Origin of the sequence: Streptomyces sp. H27-D2 (assembly GCF_035828615.1) — a bacterium.
Taxonomy (GTDB): domain Bacteria; phylum Actinomycetota; class Actinomycetes; order Streptomycetales; family Streptomycetaceae; genus Streptomyces.
Genome location: NZ_JAYMZR010000005.1, coordinates 51,066 through 68,179 on the forward strand (window position 1 = coordinate 51,066; position 17,114 = coordinate 68,179).

10 protein-coding genes and 1 pseudogene are annotated in these 17,114 nt (G+C 72.1%); 4 read left to right on the top strand and 7 right to left on the bottom strand.

The features are described 5' to 3' along the window. Positions 1 to 162 precede the first annotated feature (162 nt). The 3 genes and pseudogenes from QMK28_RS03515 (at position 163) to QMK28_RS03525 (ending at position 4,465) form a co-directional block, all read left to right on the top strand. Positions 163 to 2,507, top strand: a pseudogene (locus QMK28_RS03515) (FHA domain-containing protein). Positions 2,508 to 2,525: 18 nt separating this feature from the next. After that, positions 2,526 to 3,413 (top strand): hypothetical protein, encoded by an 888-nt coding sequence (locus QMK28_RS03520; protein ID WP_326435473.1) that lies wholly within the window; start codon positions 2,526 to 2,528, stop codon positions 3,411 to 3,413. Positions 3,414 to 3,505: 92 nt separating this feature from the next. Further along, the gene (locus QMK28_RS03525; RefSeq protein WP_326435548.1) at positions 3,506 to 4,465 is read left to right on the top strand and encodes a serine/threonine-protein kinase; all 960 of its coding nucleotides are present in this window, start codon (positions 3,506 to 3,508) and stop codon (positions 4,463 to 4,465) included. A gap of 3 nt (positions 4,466 to 4,468) precedes the next feature. Here QMK28_RS03525 and QMK28_RS03530 read toward each other — a convergent pair whose 3' ends face one another. Next, complete coding sequence (locus tag QMK28_RS03530; protein WP_443050523.1) at positions 4,469 to 5,806, bottom strand: streptophobe family protein; 1,338 nt, start codon at positions 5,804 to 5,806, stop codon at positions 4,469 to 4,471. A 524-nt stretch (positions 5,807 to 6,330) separates the two neighbouring features. Between QMK28_RS03530 and QMK28_RS03535 the strand changes: the two genes are divergently transcribed. Continuing rightward, positions 6,331 to 7,194, top strand: a complete 864-nt coding sequence (locus tag QMK28_RS03535) for a DUF6777 domain-containing protein (RefSeq protein WP_326435474.1) — start codon at positions 6,331 to 6,333, stop codon at positions 7,192 to 7,194. Between the two features lie 72 nt (positions 7,195 to 7,266). Here QMK28_RS03535 and QMK28_RS03540 read toward each other — a convergent pair whose 3' ends face one another. From QMK28_RS03540 to QMK28_RS03565, 6 genes are all read right to left on the bottom strand, one after another. Further along, positions 7,267 to 10,317: an alpha-mannosidase gene (locus tag QMK28_RS03540; RefSeq protein ID WP_326435475.1), complete on the bottom strand. Its 3,051-nt coding sequence runs from the start codon at positions 10,315 to 10,317 to the stop codon at positions 7,267 to 7,269. A gap of 52 nt (positions 10,318 to 10,369) precedes the next feature. Further along, positions 10,370 to 12,466: an endo-beta-N-acetylglucosaminidase gene (locus QMK28_RS03545; RefSeq protein WP_326435476.1), complete on the bottom strand. Its 2,097-nt coding sequence runs from the start codon at positions 12,464 to 12,466 to the stop codon at positions 10,370 to 10,372. A 137-nt stretch (positions 12,467 to 12,603) separates the two neighbouring features. Beyond that, positions 12,604 to 13,872, bottom strand: a complete 1,269-nt coding sequence (locus tag QMK28_RS03550) for a glycoside hydrolase 5 family protein (RefSeq protein WP_326435477.1) — start codon at positions 13,870 to 13,872, stop codon at positions 12,604 to 12,606. 50 nt (positions 13,873 to 13,922) lie between these two features. Then, on the bottom strand, positions 13,923 to 14,837 hold the full coding sequence (locus QMK28_RS03555; RefSeq protein WP_326435478.1) for a carbohydrate ABC transporter permease: 915 nt from the start codon (positions 14,835 to 14,837) through the stop codon (positions 13,923 to 13,925). Then, positions 14,834 to 15,799: a carbohydrate ABC transporter permease gene (locus QMK28_RS03560; RefSeq protein WP_443050524.1), complete on the bottom strand. Its 966-nt coding sequence runs from the start codon at positions 15,797 to 15,799 to the stop codon at positions 14,834 to 14,836. The genes QMK28_RS03555 and QMK28_RS03560 overlap by 4 nt, the downstream gene beginning before the upstream one ends. A gap of 10 nt (positions 15,800 to 15,809) precedes the next feature. Beyond that, positions 15,810 to 17,102 carry an ABC transporter substrate-binding protein gene (locus tag QMK28_RS03565; protein ID WP_326435480.1) on the bottom strand — a complete coding sequence of 431 codons (1,293 nt, stop codon included), beginning with the start codon at positions 17,100 to 17,102 and terminating at the stop codon, positions 15,810 to 15,812. Positions 17,103 to 17,114 lie beyond the last annotated feature (12 nt).

Genomic DNA, 17,114 nt, shown 5'->3' on the forward strand with positions numbered 1-17,114 from the left:
GCCCACCCCCCTTCCTCCGCGTTCTTCCACCCGGCACACGGGTGACGTCGCCGTCGCGGACAGAAGTGCGCGTGAACAAGGACGGCTGAGGTGCCGCTTCCCAGCGGGGCCGCGGAGGCTCAGCGCAGGCGGGGCCGGGTCACCGGCCGTAAAATCGTGACCATGGCAGAACAGCCTGTCTCCCCTACCGCGCCCGAACTCGTCCTCGAAGCCGACGGTGGCTCCCAGGTGATGAGTCCGAGCCGCTCCTACCCGTGGGGCGCGACCCCGAGGGCGAAATCGTGCTCAGTGATGCCAGGGTTTCCTGGCATCACGCGGTGCTGCGGCCCACCGACGGCCACTGGACGCTGGAGGACGAGGGCAGCACCAACGGGACCTACGCCGACGGGCGGCGGGTGAGCCGGTCCGGGGTCGGTCCGGGCAGCGTCATCCGGTTCGGCAATCCGGCCGACGGCCCGTGCGCGGTGCTCAGCAGCGTGCAGCGGCCGGCCGAGGTCGGGCGGGGGCAGTCGGCCGTCTCGTATCCCGCCGCCACCCACACCTTCCGCCGGCCGAGTTCGGTGCGGCCGCTGCCCGAGATCCGGCCGGTGCGGATCGGCCGGGCGGCCGACAGTGACCTGGTGATCGACGACCTGGCGGTCTCTCGCCGGCACGCGGAGCTGCGGGTGAGCCCCGCCGGCTACGAGATCGTCGACCTGGGCAGCCACAACGGCACGTACCTCAACGGCCAGCCGGTCACCCGTGCTCCGGTCGAGCCCGGCGACATCGTCGGCATCGGCCACTCCGCGTTCGCGCTCGTCGGCGACCAGCTCCAGGAGTTCATCGACACCGGCGAGGTGTCCCTCGACGTGCAGGACCTGGCGGTACGGGTCGGCAAGGACCGCCGGACGCTGCTGGACGAGGTGTCCTTCCCGGTGGGCGAGAAGTCGCTGCTGGCCGTGGTCGGACCGAGCGGCGCGGGGAAGTCCACGCTGCTCAACGCCCTGACGGGACTGCGCCCGGCGGACCAGGGCACCGTGCTCTACGACGGCCGGGATCTGTACCGGGACTACGCCGAGCTGCGGCAGCGGATCGGGCTGGTGCCGCAGGACGACATCCTGCACTCGCAGCTGACCGTGCGCCGTGCCCTCGGCTACGCCGCGGAGCTGCGTTTCCCGGAGGACACGGCGAAGTCGGAGCGCCGGGCGCGGGTCGACGAGGTGATCCATGAGCTGGGCCTGGACCAGCGGGTCGGCCAGCCCATCCACAGTCTGTCGGGCGGCCAGCGCAAGCGGGTGAGCGTGGCTCTGGAGCTGCTGACCAAGCCGTCACTGCTGTTTCTCGACGAGCCGACCTCCGGTCTCGACCCGGGCATGGACCGCTCGGTGATGCATATGCTGCGCGGCCTGGCGGACGACGGCCGGACGGTCATCGTGGTCACCCACAGTGTGCTGAGCCTGGATGTGTGCGACCGGCTGCTGGTGCTCGCACCGGGCGGCAGGATCGCGTACTACGGGCCGCCGGACGAGGCGTTGGCGTACTTCGGGTTCGAGCAGTGGCCGGAGGCGTTCGAGGCCTTCGAGAATGACGCGGAGCGGGACTGGGCGGGGCAGTTCCGCGCCTCGCCGCTGCACCGGCGGTACGTCGCCGGGGACTCCCGGCAGCCCCGGCGCGCCCCGGAGGCCGCGCGCGGCTCGGTGGCTCCGCCCAAGGCGCAGAGCTGGGGTGCGCAGCTGCGCACCCTGGTGCGGCGGTACGCGGCGGCGCTGACGGCCGACCGGACGTTCCTGGCGATCATGGTCGCCCTGCCGTTCGTGATGGGTGCGATGGCGCACGCTCTGGCCGGAAGCCGGCTCACCAAGGACTCGGCGTTGAACGCGCTGCTGATCCTGTGCGTCGGGGCCGTGCTGACGGGGGCCGCCAACGCGGTGCGCGAGTTGGTCAAGGAGCGGGTGATCTATCAGCGGGAGCGAGCCGTCGGTCTGTCCCGCTCGGCGTATCTGATGTCGAAGGTGGTGGTGCTCGGGCTGATCACGGTGGTGCAGGCCGTGGTGCTCACCATGGTGGGACTGTTCGGCGTGGATCTGAACGCTCCGGGAGGCGAAGGGGTGTTCCTGCCGCCCCTGGCCGAAGTCACTCTCGCGGTAGCGCTGTTGGCGTTCACCGCGATGATGCTGGGCCTCTTCGTGTCCGCCCTGGTGCGGAAGGAGGAAGTCACCATGCCGCTGCTGGTCCTCCTCGCGATCGTGCAGGTCGTGTTCTGCGGTGCGCTGCTCAAGCTGAACGGGGTGCCGGGGCTGGAGCAGCTGGCGTGGCTGGTGCCGGCCCGATGGGCGCTCGGCGCCATGGCGGGGACTGTCGACCTGCACCGGATCGTGCCGCAGGAGCTCACCTCCGACCCGCTCTTCCAGCACTCGCCCGGGATCTGGCTGCTGAACATGGGCATGCTGGTCGTGCTCTCGGCGGTGCTGGGATTTTTGGTCGCCAAGCTGCTGCGGCGGCACGAGCCCGAAATCATGCGGAAGTAGCGCCCGGAGGAGCTGCCTGTGACGTCACCCGAGTTCCGCCCCAGCCATGTCGTCCCCGCGTACGGCATGGCGACCTGGTCGGCGCCGGACGCGACGCGGCCGACGGTTCCGCTGGACCCGCTGCTGCCCGTCCAGGTCGTGGACCGCCGGGGCGACTGGGCGCTGGCGCTGTGCTCCAACGGCTGGTCCGCGTGGGTGGACGGGCGGCTGCTGCTGCCGGTCGGACACGAGCCGCCCGCGGCGGGCCCGCCCGCCGCGCGCACCGCGGATCCCCGCCCGCTGCTGGGGACGATCGAGGGGGAAGTGGGCCGCTACCGGGGCTTGGTGGAGGAGCTGGCCGCCGGGCGGCTGAACGGCGAGTCGTTCCGGGAGCGCACGCGGGGCATGCGGGTGGGCGTGGTCGTGGACGGCGGGGAGGTCTGGCTGTACGACGCGCGGCACGAGCGGTGGTGCTATTGCGACGGGGTGTCGCTGCAGACGTTCGCCGCGTCGCACGGACCGTCGGCCTCGGAGGAACGCCCGCCGGGGGGCGTGCCGCAGGGGGGCGTGCCGCAGGGGGGCGTGCCGCAGGCGGACAGCACGCCACCGCCGCCCGCACCGTCGGCGGACGCGCCGCCCCGGCGGGCTGCCGCTGGTGAACGCGGACCTGTCGGCGAGGGCGAACCCGCTCACGCGCCGCCGCTCACCGGCATGTCACCGCCCCCCGGAGAGGCGCCGACCGCCGCGGTACCGCCGGTGGCGCCATGGCAGGGCCGGGCGGAGGAGGAGACCGCGATCGTCCGACCCGCAGAGGAGGCCGCTGAGGAGGCCGCTGAGGAGGCCGAAGACGCCGAGGAGGCCGCCGAGGAGACCCGGACCATGCGACCGGACGACCACCCGCCGACCCGGCTGGGTGACGTTCGGTGAACAACGACGAGGCCACACCCGACGCCGACGCTGACGGCCGCCGGCGGGAGCGGCCGACCGCCTCCGACGCCTCCGGCCTCCGCGGCCGGCGGATCGCGGAGTACCTGCTGAAGGACGAGATCGGCCGAGGCGGCATGGCGGTCGTCTACCGGGCGGAGGACCTGCGGCTCGGCCGCACGGTGGCCGTGAAGCTGCTGGCGCCCGAACTCGCGCGCAACGATCTCTTCCGCAAGCGCTTCGCCCATGAGTCGCGGGTGGCCGCGGCCATCGACCATCCGCACATCGTGCCGGTCTTCGAGGCCGGTGAGACCGACGGAGTGCTCTACATCGCGATGCGTTACGTCGAGGGGCGGGACCTGCGGGCGCTCCTCGACCGCGACGGACGGTTGTCCCTGGAGGCATGCTGCCGGATCGCCCTCCAGGTGGCCTCGGCTCTGGACGCCGCGCACGCACACGATCTCGTGCACCGGGACGTGAAGCCCGGCAACATCCTGGTGGCCGAGGGCACCGACAGTGACCGTCCGGAGCACGTCTATCTGACCGACTTCGGCCTGACGAAGAAATCGCTGTCCCTGACCGGCTTCACCAGCGTCGGGCAGTTCGTGGGCACGCTGGACTACGTGGCGCCGGAGCAGATCTCGGGGCGCCCGGTGGACGGCCGGTGCGATGTCTACAGCCTGGCCTGCGTCGTCTGCGAGATGCTGACCGGAGCGCCGCCGTTCCGGCGCGATGACGACATGGCGCTGCTCTGGGCGCACCAGTACGACCCGCCCCCGCCGCTGTCCGAACAGCGGCCCGACCTGCCGCCGGGCGTCGACGCGGTGATGGCCACGGCCCTGGCCAAGGCTCCCGGGGACCGGTACGGCACCTGCCGCGGATTCGTGGCGGCGCTGCGAACAGCCGGGCGGAGCGCACCGGCAGTGACAACGGGCCGGCCTTCGGGGCACGCCCCGACGCGGGTGGACGTACCCGTGGCGGAGCAGCAGCCGCGGCCGGCGGCACCCCCGCCGCCGCGCTGGGCCGCGCCGGTCTTCCCGGCCCGTCCCGGCTGAGGCTCAGCGCTCGCCGTCGCCCGGCGTCGGGGCCTGGGCGTCCCGCACGTCGCCGGGGTGCCGTACGCGCCGGGCGAGCAGGCTGCCGAGAAACCCGGTGACCAGTCCCCAGGCTGCCCCCGCCGCTACCAGCCGCAGGAGGTCCGGCTGGAGGGAGACCGCGCCGCGGAGGCCGCCGCCGAGATCCCCGACGCCGACCAGCGAGAGTCCGTAGTGCGCGGAGATCCGGGTGACGAGTCCGACGACGAGCAGGGTGAGCGCCAGGGCCACCGCCATCTCCAGGGCGTGCCGCCACGGCGGCATCCGGGCCGGGGAGCGGACCGCGGCGAGGAACCCGCCGGCGAGCAGCACGACGGCGGCCACCGCCACCAGCAGCCAGGCGCGGCCGTCGTAGGCGGCGACCGCGCCCATATCGAGGGTGCGGTTCCCGCCGCGGCCGCGCAGCACCTGGTCGAGGACGGGCGGCATGGGCAGTCCGATGCCCTGGGCCACGTGTCCCTGCCAGGCGCCGCCCATGCCCACGCCCAACGCGATCCAGGCCAGGTTGGGCAGGCCGAAGAGCATCGAGGCGAGGGTCTCGGCCGGATGGCCCTGGGTGATGAGCGAGACCAGGCCGACGATCAGGCCGATCGCCACATAGCCGAGCAGCACCGACAGCATCGCGAAGGCGGGCGGACGGACGGATCTCTGGAAGCGCAGCAGGCGGGAGGAGAGCGGGGCCCGGCGCGAGACGATGAACGTGAGCGCGAGCACGGCCAGCACCCAGAGCAGGCCGAAGCCGAGCGTCGCGGGAACGTCGGCACGGAAGCCGGCGGTTGGCGCCGCGCCGAGGTCCTCGGTGACGTCCTCGGTGACGCCGCCGCCGACGGGGACGCGGAAGCTGTGCCGGGCGGCGAGGGCGAGCAGCAGGAGCAGCAGCAGCCAGAGCAGGGCCGTACGGGCGACGCGGCCGAGCAATTCCTGGGTGCCGGCCACCGCCCGCAGGCGCAGCGGCCACAGGAAGACGGCGGCGGTCACGAGGGCGCCGGCCAGCGTCACCGACAGCGGGACAACGTCGATCGCGGCGTTCGTCCGCGCGATGATTCCGGCCTCGCCCGACAGTTCGACCGAGCCGCCGGCCGCCATCACGACGACGACGGCGACCACGCGGGGGAACGCGCCGCCCGGCAGGTCACCCGCGCCGGTCGCCCACAGGCCGAGTGCGGCGACCACGAGCATGGCGATCATCCCTGCCGCGACCGCGGCGAGCGCGTCCCCCCAGGCCTGTGCGGACGACGGTGCGCCGCCCGCGCGCGCCGCACTTCCGGGGCCGGCTGAAGCGGGGGGTCGCATCTGGCTCACGGTGTCTCCTGCCGGGCACGGGACCGATAGTGGGATGTTTGCCTGATCTGTCGCATTCATAACCGTATGCACGGGTGCGCCGCCCCGCTTGCGGGCAGTGCCGATTCGGGTCACACAATGGACCAGACAGGTATTAATGCGGACATATTCCGTACTGCCGGATGCCCGACGCGTCGGAAGAGGAGCCCGTGACATCTCCACCGCCGCCTGACAGCCACCCGACGGGCCCGCCGTCGGGCCCGCTCTCCGGCCCTGCCTCGGGCCCCGCTTCGGGCCCCTCGTCCTGGCCCTCTTCGGGACCGTCGCAGGGTCAGCCCTCCGGCCCGGGGCAGGGACAGCCGCAGGAGCCCGGTTCGCCCGGGGCTCCCGGCGGCACCGGCGGTTCCGGCGGCCCTGGCGATTCCGGCGGCGAGGGCCCCTGGGACGGCAGGAACGGGGGTCCCAGCGGCGGTCCGGGTGGCCGTAAGCCCTGGTGGCGATCCGCGCCACGGGTCGCGCTCGTCTCGGTCGTCCTGGTCGCGGCCGTGGCGGCGACCGTCCTCCTCACCCGGCCGGACGGCAAGTCCGGTTCGGGTGAGGTGTTCCTCCAGCCGGCGTCCTCCGAGGGGCGCGACCCCTTCACCAAGTCGACGGCGAAGAACACCGGCGAGTCCGCCCCCGAGTCCGCGACGCCCAGCGCGCCGTCCGGCGGAACGGAGGGCACCAGCACCTTCCGGGGCTCCGCGCCCGGACTGTACGGCGGCAGCCGCAACGTCACGAGCTGCGATGTCGAGAAGCAGATCGACTACCTGAGGAGCGACCGGGCCAAGGCCGAGGCCTTCGCCGATGTCGAGGACATCGACGCGGGCGCCGTCCCGTCCTATCTGCGGTCACTGACACCCGTGGAGCTGCGTACGGACGCCCGGGTCACCAACCACGGTTTCAAGGGCGGCAAAGCCACCGGCTACCAGTCGGTGCTGCAGACCGGCACGGCCGTCCTGGTCGACCGGCGCGGCGTGCCCCGTGTGCGTTGCGCCTGCGGGAACCCGCTCACCTCACCGGTGGCCGTCAAGGAGGCGCCGAAAACGGTCGGCAAGCCGTGGCCGTCGTACCGCTCATCGGACGTGGTGGTCGTCCGCGAGGCGACGACGGTGGTCAACATCTTCATCCTCGTCGACCCGGACACGGGCCAGTGGTTCGAGCGCCGCCAGGGCGACACGGGCGGCACGGACACCCCGACGACGCGCCCGAGCGGCACCCCGTCCGGGTCTCCGTCGTCCCCGTCGCCGGGCTCCTCTTCGCCCTCCGCGGAGACTTCCGCGCCGTCCGCGCCGTCGGACACCCCGACGTCCGAACAGCCCAGCCCCCCGCCCGAGATCCCGCCCCAGCCGGAGCCGTCGGGGTCCTGACCGTCGCATCCCGCCGGAGCCGCCGTCCGGAGCCCGGACGGCGGCCGGCGGAGCAGCGGCCGGCGGAGCAGCTCAGACGGCGGCCGGGGAAGCCGCCTTGACCAGCCGCAGCGTGACGAGCTGGAACGGGCGCAGCGCGATCCGCACGGTGTCGCCGTCGGCGTCGAACGCCGGCGCGTCCGCGAGCGGCCGCTCCAGCAGGTCGGTCGCCGTCACCGAGGCGATGGGGAAGCCCGCGGTCAGCGCGGCCTTCGCACGGCCGCCGTTGGCCTCGTGGAAGCGGACGATGACATCTCCGCTCGCGTCGTCGGCGAGCTTCACCGCGGTGACCACCACCGCGTCGTTGTCGACCGCGACCAGCGGCTCGACCGGAGCCGATCCGGTGGCCCGGCGTTCGGGCAGGTTGATCGCGCTGCCCTCGCGGACCGCGTCGGCGACGCCCGCGCCGGGCACCAGGGCGTAGCGGAAGCGGTGCAGGCCCTGGTCGGTCTGCGGGTCGGGGAAGCGCGGGGCGCGCAGCAAGGACAGCCGGACCGTGGTCGTCGTGCCGCTGTCCTCCTTGCGTACGGTCCGGGTGACGTCGTGGCCGTACGTGGAGTCGTTGACGAGCGCCACGCCCCAGCCGGGCTCCTCCAGGTGGACGAAGCGGTGGGCACAGGCCTCGAACTTGGCCGCTTCCCAGCTGGTGTTGGTGTGCGTGGCCCGGTACATGTGACCGAACTGGGTCTCCGCGGCGTACCGCTCGGCGTGGATGTCCAGCGGGAAGGCGGCCTTGAGGAACTTCTCCGTCTCGTGCCAGTCGACCTCGGTGTCAAGGTCGAGGCGGCGTGCGCCGCGCGGGAGCGTCAGCAGTTGCACGGTGCGGGAGGCCCCGAAGGAGCGGACGACGCGGACCGTCGCCCCGGCTTCCGAGACCTCGGTGAGGGTGACCTCGTCGGCGTCCGTCAGGTCCGTGACGACATTGCGGTAGAACTCGTCGACGTCCCAGGCGTCCCACATGTTCGGGAAGTCGGGGTGAATCTGCAGGAGGTTCGCGGTCTGGCCGGGCGCCACCGTTTCGCGCTCCGCGCCGATGTCGTACGCCGAGACGATCAGCCCGCGGCCGTCGACCTCGACTCGCAGCAGGCCGTTGCCGAGGACGAAGCCGCCCGCGGCGCGCGGCTCCGCGCTCACCGCCTCGCCGCTGACCGTCGCGGGGGCCAGGGCGCCCGCCGCGACCCCGGCGCGGGTGTGCGGCGCGGAGTTGACGACCAGCGCGGTGTCGCCGGAGCCGGTGAGCGCGCCGAGCGCCGCGCCGATGATCTCCTCCAGCTCGCGGGCCACGGCGGCATACGTCAGCTCGGCCTCGCGGTGGACCCAGGCGATGGAGGAGCCGGGCAGGATGTCGTGGAACTGGTGCAGCAGCACCGTCTTCCAGATCCGGTCCAATTGCTCGTACGGGTACGGGGCGCCGGTGCGGACGGTGGCGGTCGCGGCCCATAGCTCGGCTTCGCGCAGCAGGTGTTCGCTGCGCCGGTTGCCCTGCTTGGTCTTGGCCTGGCTGGTCAGCGTCGCGCGGTGCAGTTCCAGGTAGAGCTCGCCCACCCACACCGGTGCGTCGGGGTATTCCGCCTCGGCCTTGGTGAAGAACTCCGCAGGGGTCTCCCAGGTGACGGTCGCGGAGCCTTCGAGGCTGCGCATCCGGGCGGCCTTGGCGATCATCTCGCGGGTGGCGCCGCCGCCTCCGTCGCCCCAGCCGGTCGGCGCCAGCGAGTGCTGGGCGACGCCCTTGTCCTTGAAGTTCTTCGCCGCGTGCGCGATTTCCCGGCCCAGCATGGAGCAGTTGTAGGTGTCGACGGGCGGGAAGTGGGTGAAGACGCGGGTGCCGTCGATGCCCTCCCACTGGAAGGTGTGGTGCGGGAACGTGTTGATCTGGGACCAGGAGATCTTCTGGGTCAGCAGCCACTTGGCGCCCGCGGCCTTGATGATCTGCGGCAGACCGGCCGCGAAGCCGAAGGTGTCGGGCAGCCATGCCTCCTCGTTGTCGATGCCGAACTCGTCGATGAAGAACCGCTTGCCGTGCACGAACTGCCGGGCCATCGCCTCCGATCCGGGCATATTGGTGTCGGCTTCGACCCACATGCCGCCGGCCGGTACGACCCGGCCGGCCGCCACGGCCTTCTTGACCTTCGCGTAGACCTCGGGGCGGTGCTCCTTGATCCAGGCGTACTGCTGCGCCTGCGACATCGCGAAGACGAACTCCGGGTGGTCGTCGAGCAGCGCGGTCATGTTGGACGTCGTCCGTGCGACCTTGCGCACCGTCTCGCGCAGCGGCCACAGCCAGGCGGAGTCGATGTGAGCGTGACCCACCGCGCTGATGCGGTGGGCGGACGCGTGCGCGGGCGCGGCCAGCACGTCCGTCAGCTGCGAACGGGCGGCGTCCGCGGTGCCGTTCACATCCTGGAGGTCGATCGCGTCCAGCGCCCGGTTCACCGCCCGCAGCAGGTCCCAGCGGCGGGCGCCGTCGACGGGCAGTTCCAGCATCAGCTCGCCGATGACCTCCAGGTCCTGGATGAGCTCCCAGACCGTGGTGTCGAGCACCGCGAGGTCCATGCGTGCGATGCGGTACTGGGGGTCGGTGCCCGCCGTGTCCTTGTCGCCGAGGTGCGTCGGCCGGAACGGCTCGTCGCCGAGCAGCACCGGGTTCGAGGCGGCCTCCAGATGCCATTCGACGCGCTCGCCGCCGGCCACCGGGGCGCCGACGCGCACCCACTGGTTGCGCGGGTTGATGGCCTTCAGCGGTTCGCCGTCCGGGGTGTAGACCAGCGCCTCGCACTGGAATCCGGGCATGCGCTCATCGAAGCCGAGGTCGAGCACGGCCTCGACGGTCCGCCCCGCCCACTCGGCGGGCACGCTGCCGGTCACCTTGAACCAGGTGGTGGCCCAGGGCGCGCCCCAGCCGTCCCCCGCCCGCACCGTCGTGTCATGGGCGGCGGCCAGCCCTTCGGCGACCGGCACCGGCTCTCCCGGGGCGGTCCAGGACACGACCCGCAGGGGTACCGAGGCGGGGTGGAGGGCGGGGCGGATGCGCTCGTCGAGTACGCGGGTGAGGCGGGCCTCGACCAGTGCGCGGTCGTCATGCATGGGGATGGGCTCCGTAACTGCTGGTGCGGGCAAGGGGGGTTACCGGAAGGGGTTACCAGATACGCGAGGTCCGGGCCGGGCCGGAGGCGCTGTAGAGCTCGCCGACGGCCCGCAGCTCGAACAGGGCCGCCCGCTCGCCCCGCTCACGCTCCAGAGCGGGGACGTAGAAGGCGGTCCCGCAGGTGCCGCCGAGGAAGCGCCGGGTGCCGTCCGGCAGCGTCCGGTGGAGCTCATAGTGGCGGACGTCGCCCGGGGAGCGCCGCCAGGAGAAGCGCAGCGCCACCTTCCCGCCGGCCTGCTCGGCGTCGGTGATCCTCAAGTGCGCCGGGGCGGCGGGGCGTTCTGGGCCCTCGCGCACGGCGAGCGCGCCGAGCCGCCACTTCACCGGCCTGCCGCCCTGGCCGGTGAGCCGGACGCCCAGGGCGTGCGCGGTGCCGCCGCCCAGCGAGCCGAGCCGTACGGTGGCGGTCGTCCAGCCCGGGCGTACGGTCCCGGCCGGGAGGCAGGTGTACCGGAGCGGGGCGCCCGGCTCGTCCGGCTCGTGCAGCGCCACGGCCAGCTCGACGCGGACCGGGCCTTCTTCCGCCCGGTGGGTGATGTCGACCACCGTGTTCCTGCCCAGCGGCAGCCGGGTCGCGTACAGCTCCACGGTGGCCGGGGCGTCCAGCTCGCCCGCCACCAGCAGGCTGCTGCCGCCGCGCCAGGCGGCCTCGAAGTCCAGCGAGACATCCGGGCGCCGGCCCGTCGTGCGCACCGCCCAGCGCCGCCCCGGCAGCCGGTCCTGCAGCCCCAGATGGTTCCACGGGCTCTTCGAGGTGACGGCCCCCTCCTCGTACCAGCGCAGTCCGTGCCCGGTGTTGAAGGTGGTCGCGAACGGCAGGGCAAAGACGGTCGAGCGGTCCGCGACCGCGACGGCCGGGGCCCGCCAGGCGGCCTTGGGGTCCGGCTGGGTGGGGTCGAGTCCCTCTCCGGACCAGAAGCGGTCGTCGGCGGCGTGGAACTGCCCGGGGGTGCGGTCCCGCGGCAGGTGGTTCAGTGTCCACTCGGGCCGGTAGAAGCCGTACGACACCACGTGGTCGCCGTCGCCGGGGATGATCGCGTCCCAGTCGGGCCTGGCGTTCCAGCCGTTCGACTCGACGTCGACTCCGGCCCACAGCTCGTAGCGGCCGCGGTCCAGCGTTTCCGCGAGCCGGCCGGACGCGGCGAGGGTCTGCCGGTTCCAGCGGAAGTCGACGAACATCGAGTCGGCGACCTTGCCGTCCTCGTCCTGGAAGAACCGCTGGTTGCGGGAGTTGAGGGCGCCCTGCCAGGCCACGTCGCCGGACGAGTCCATCGCGTCGTACCAGATGGTCCGCATGCCGCGGCTCGCGCCCTGGGCCCGCAGCGCGCGCAGGAAGCCGTGCATGTCCGCGGCGAGCGCGGCGTCGCCGCCCTCGGTCTCGGCGTTGATGAACCAGCCGTCGAAGCCGTAGGCCGCGGCGATCTCCGCCAGCTTCCGGGCGAGCGTGAAGCGGCCGAGCGCGTCGCGCTGCACCAGGTCGCGTGTCCAGCGCGGATCGCCGCCGTAGTGGACGGGCGGCAGGAAGACAGTGCCGAGCACCGGGACGCCGTTGCGGTGCGCGGCGTCCACCACCGGGGCGTTGGGGGCCAGCACGATGCCCTCTTTCGCCGAGCCGCCCCAGAAGACCAGCTCGTCGATGTACGCCCAGTGCGTCAGGGCGTAGTAGTCGGCGGTGGCCGAGCCCTGGGACGGGTTGCCCGCGGTGTGGTCGAAGGAGACCAGCGGCGCTATCCGGGCCTGGTGGGCGCGGGCTGTGCCGTTCGCGGGCACCGGAGTGAAGCGGTCGGCGAGCGGCACGGTCGCGGTGTTGAACGCCAGGTCCTGGTCGCCCACGGCGGTCCACTCCTTGAGTGAACGCCAGGTGATGCCCTCGCCCGGGTCGCCGGAGGGCAGCGAGTCGGGGAACCAGTACGAGGCGTACGGCTGCAGCGCGGCGCCGGCGGCCACTGCCCTGGCGGCGCGGGTGCCGGGGGCGCGGGGCGCGGCCGTCGCCGTGCCGGTCAGCGCGGAGCCGAGGAGGGCGGCCGCACCGCCCGCGCCCGTCAGCACCAGGCCGCGACGCGAGAGGGAGGAGGACTGCTGGGTCATGGAGTGCTCCGTATCGTTCGTCGGGTGCGTCGGGTCGGGTACGTCGATTCAGGTGCCGCGCGTCGGGTACGGCAAGTCGGATGCTGCGCGTCGGATGCCGCGCCGGGTACGTCGATGCGGGTGTTGCGAGCGACAGGTCAGCGGACCTCGGCGGGAGTGAGGACCTCGGTGATGCCGCGGGCGGCCAGGTGCGCCGTGTCGTGCGCCCGTTCGGCCAGGACCACGGCCGGGCGGACGCCCTGCGCGGTGAGTGCGGCCCATGCCTCGAAGAAGGACCCGCCGGGGGCGCAGACCGAGCGGCCGGGGGCCGCACTGGACTCGCCGGTGTCGACGACCAGGGCGGTGGCGCGCGCCGCGGGGCGGTGCTCGCGTCCGCGCCATTCCTCGACGGCCCGAGCGATGGCCCGGCCGGCCGGTTTGATCTGCCGGTCATTGGTCAACAGGCCGAGGCTGTACTCGAGTTCGGGGAAGTCGGCGAGCGTGCTCGACACGTCGTGCGAGCACCACCAGGTGACGCCCCACACGTCCTGGCAGTCGAGGGCGTTCGCGACGGTGGCCTCGGTGAACGCCGCGGCGTGCTCGGCAGGGATGTGCGGCGCGGGCGCGCCGACCTCCTGGAGCCACACCGGTCGGTGCGGGTCGTCCGCCCAGGCCTTGGACAGCTCGATCAGATACGCGGCGTGGTGCTCGGTGGCGGTGCCGGTGCGGCCGTGGCGCTGCGCGGTGCCGTTGAACACCCAGGAGTGCACGGCGGTCGCGGCCCCCAGGCGCGCGGCCTGCCCCGGGGTGAAGGGGTGCTCGTCCTGGTACCAGGCGGCGTCGTACTCGGCGTGCAGATGAAACTTTCCGGGCGCCCCCTCCTCGCAGGCCGCGAGCATCCGCCGCAGCCAGCCGTCTGCCTGCTCGCGCGTGACGCGGTCCGGGTCGGGGTGCGGCCCGGACGAGAACTGGTTGACCTCATTGCCGATGGTCATGCCGAGGAAGTTCGGCCGGTCGGCGAGCGCCGCGGCCAGGACGCGCAGATACTCGGCCTGCGCGGACACCACCTGGGGGTCGGTGAAGAGGTTGCGCCGGTGCCAGGTCTGCGTCCAGGCCGGCAGGAAGTCAAAGCTCGACAAGTGCCCCTGCAGCCCGTCGACATTGACGTCCAGGCCGCGCTCGGCGGCCGCGTCCGCGAGCTGGACCAGCTGCTCCACCGCGCGGGGCCGGATCAGGGTGCGGTTGGGCTGGAAGAGCGGCCACAGCGGGAAGACCCGGATGTGGTCGAGGCCGAGCGCGGCGATGGAGTCCAGATCGGCGCGCACGGCGTCGAGGTCGAAGTCCAGCCAGTGGTGGAACCAGCCGTGGGTGGGCGTGTAGTTGGCGCCGAAGCGCAGCGGGCGTGGACGGGCGGCGTGCTCAGGCATGGTGGTGGAGTCCCTGGTGGTACGGGCGGCGGCGAGGCGCGTCGGGGCGCTCAGCCCTTGACGGCGCCTTCGCCTACGCCGCGGAAGAAGAAGCGCTGCAGACAGGCGAACATCACGACCAGCGGCAGCACGGCGATGATCGTGCCGGCGGCGACGAGGCGCTGGTTGTCCGCGAAGGTGCCGTGCAGATAGTTCAGGCCGATGGTCAGGGTGAAGTTCGACTGGTCGCTCAGGACGATGAGCGGCCACAGGAAGTCGTCCCAGGCGCCCATGAACGCGAAGATCGCGACCACCGCGATGGTGCCCTTGACCGAGGGCAGCGCGATCCGGAAGAACCGCTGCCAGGCGTTGGCCCCGTCGACGTACGCGGCCTCTTCGACCTCGTACGGGAGGTTGGCGAAGGCGTTGCGCATCAGCAGGACGTTCATCGCGCCGATGCAGCCGGGCAGCACCACGGCGACGAGGGTGTCGTTGAGCTGGAGATCACGCATCGTCATGAACTGGGCGATCATGATGGATTCGATCGGGACCAGCATCGCCATGATGAAGGCGATCAGGGCGACCTTGCGGCCCTTGAAGCGCATCCGGGCCAGGGCGTAGCCGGCCAGCGCCGCGCCGGCGCAGTTGGTCAGCACATTGGCGGTCGCGACCTTGAGGGAGTTCAGGACGAAGTCCCAGACCGGGATGATGTCGGCGACCCCGGCGTAGTTGTCCAGCGTGGGCTCGCCGGGCAGCAGGCTCGGCGGGTAACTGTAGATGTCCTCGCTCGGGCCTTTGAGCGAGGTGGACAGCTGCCACAGGAACGGGCCGACCATCACGGCGAACACGACGAGCAGCAGCGCGTACCGCAGCACGAGTTGCCATACGGGGACGCGTCGGCTGCTCTGGTCGTCGCCCTCACGGGGCCGCTCGGCGCGGCGCTTGTCGCCGCGGCTGTCGCCGAGGGCGGTGGTCGCGGCACTCATGCGGCCTCCTCGCGGTTGGCGCGCAGCACCAGCAGCATCAGGGCGAGGGTGATGACGAAGACCACGACGGAGATCGCCGAGGCGTAGCCGACCCGGCCGCTGAGGCCCATCCCGACCTGCTGGACCAGCATCACCAGCGTGGTGTCCTCGCCGCCGGGGCCGCCGGTGGGGCCCGCCATCAGATAGACCTCGGAGAAGACCTTGAAGGCGTTGACCGAGGACAGGGCTGCGACCAGCACCATGGTGGACCGCACCGCGGGCGCGGTGACGGTGAGGAAGCGGCGGATCGCGCCCGCGCCGTCGACCGCGCAGGCCTCGTGCATCTCGCGGGGCACGTTGGCCAGCGCCGCGAGGTAAATGATCATGTAGTAGCCGAGGCCCTTCCAGACCGTGACCGCCATGGCGCTGATCAGCAGCAGCCACTGGTCGCTGAGGAAGCCGACCCTGCCGACGCCGACCGTCTCCAGCAGGGCGTTGATCAGGCCTCGGTCGTCGAGCATCCAGACCCAGATCAGGCCGACCACCACGACGGAGGCGACCACCGGGGTGTAGAAGGCCGACCGGAAGAAGGCGATGCCGGGGATGTGCCGCTGCACCAGCATCGCCAGCAGCAGCGGAAGGATCACCAGCAGCGGTACGACGCCCAGCATGTAGAGGACGCTGTTGCGCAGCCCGATCCAGAACATGTCGTCGTGGATCAGCTCCCGGTAGTTCGCGCCGCCGACGAACGCGCCCTCGGTGAGGGTGCGCTTGTCGGTGAACGAGTTCATTACGGTGCTGATGAACGGGTAAAGGCTGAAGCCCGCCACGATCAGCAGGCCGGGGGCGAGGAACGCCCAGGGGCTGGTGGGCAGATGCTTGCGGATTCCCCCCGCCCGCCGCGGCTCGGCAGCGGGCGGGGCGGCGGTCGCCGGGGGGCCGGGCGTGGCCGGTCCCCCGCTGCGCGTCGTCATGGCAGTCATGAGGTGCGCCTCAGCCGACCTTGAGCAGGCGGTTGCACTCGGCGGCCGCGGCGTCCAGGGCTTCCTTGGGGCTCTGCTTGCCCTGCATGGCCTTGGCGACGCCGTTGCGCAGCGCGACCTTCATCTGCTCGCTGAGCAGGACGGGCGTGTAGTTGACGGCGTTCTTCAGGGACTTGGCGGAGGCGACCCTGACCCGGGTCGCGTCCGTGCCGTCCTCCTTGGTGAAGAACGGGTCGTCGAGCGCGCCCTTCGTCGAGGGGAAGACGGTGACCTCGTGGGCGAAGTCCAGCTGGTTCTTCTTGTCGGTCACGAAGTGCGCGAAGGCGACGGCGGCCGGTGTGACCTTGCTCTTCGCGTTCACCATCAGGCCCTGGACGTACATGTTGGCCTTGCCGGTGTTGTTCACCGCATCCGTGATGCCGATGTTCTCGTAGAGGCTCGGCGCCTCCTTCTTGAAGTTCTCCAGGTCGTGCGCGCTGCCGGGGTTCATGGCTACGGACTGCTGCTGGAACTTGCGCCCGGCGGACTCGGCCTGGGCGGTGAGCGCCTGGGAGTCGAGTGCGCCGGCCTTGTAGAGCTCCTCGTAGCGCTGGAGCAGCTCGACGCCCTTGGGCTCGTTGAAGGTGAACTCGGTGCCCTTGGCGTTCATCAGCTTCGTGCCGTAGCGGCCGAAGTCCTCGATGGACGGGGTGGAGGCGAGCAGCGCGGTCTTGCCGCCGCTCTTCCTCGCCAGCGTGAGGCCGGCGTCGAAGAGTTCGTCGTAGGTGGTCGGCGGCTTCTCCGGGTCGAGGCCGGCCTTCTTGAAGAGGGCCTTGTTGTAGAACATCGGGCCCGTGTTGAGGTACCAGGGGAAGGCGTAGACGCCTTTCATGCCGGGCATCCGGTGGCTCTTCCAGGCTCCAGCGAGGTACTCGCCCTCGTACTTCGCGGCGGCCTCGTCGAGGTCGAGCGCCAGGCCCGCCTGCGCCAGCGGGTAGGCGAGGTCCGGGGAGACGTTGACGACGTCCGGCAGGGTGCCGCCCGCGGCGTCCGCGCTGATCTTCTCCGGGTAGCCCTCGGCCGGCTGGTCGATCCAGTCCACCTTGGCGTCGGGGTACTTCTTCTCGAAGTCGGCGATGACGTCCTCGAAGTACCCCTTGAAGTTCGCCTTGAGGTTCCAGGTCTGGAACTTGACGGTTCCCTCGACCTTGCCGGAGGCGTCGGCCGCCCCGCCGGAACCGTCCGGGGACCCGCAGCCCGTCATGACCAGGGCTGATACGACCGCTACCGCGGTGGCGGTGGCTGCTCTGCGGGATATGCGCATGGCTGGCGGCTC

What these genes read in the sequence shown, in the direction of transcription:
- QMK28_RS03555 (WP_326435478.1), bottom strand. Translation starts at nt 14,837, where the DNA reads ATGAGTGCCGCGACCACCGCCCTCGGCGACAGCCGCGGCGACAAGCGC.
- QMK28_RS03565 (WP_326435480.1), bottom strand. Translation starts at nt 17,102, where the DNA reads ATGCGCATATCCCGCAGAGCAGCCACCGCCACCGCGGTAGCGGTCGTA.
- QMK28_RS03550 (WP_326435477.1), bottom strand. Translation starts at nt 13,872, where the DNA reads ATGCCTGAGCACGCCGCCCGTCCACGCCCGCTGCGCTTCGGCGCCAAC.
- QMK28_RS03540 (WP_326435475.1), bottom strand. Translation starts at nt 10,317, where the DNA reads ATGCATGACGACCGCGCACTGGTCGAGGCCCGCCTCACCCGCGTACTC.
- QMK28_RS03545 (WP_326435476.1), bottom strand. Translation starts at nt 12,466, where the DNA reads ATGACCCAGCAGTCCTCCTCCCTCTCGCGTCGCGGCCTGGTGCTGACG.
- QMK28_RS03560 (WP_443050524.1), bottom strand. Translation starts at nt 15,799, where the DNA reads ATGACTGCCATGACGACGCGCAGCGGGGGACCGGCCACGCCCGGCCCC.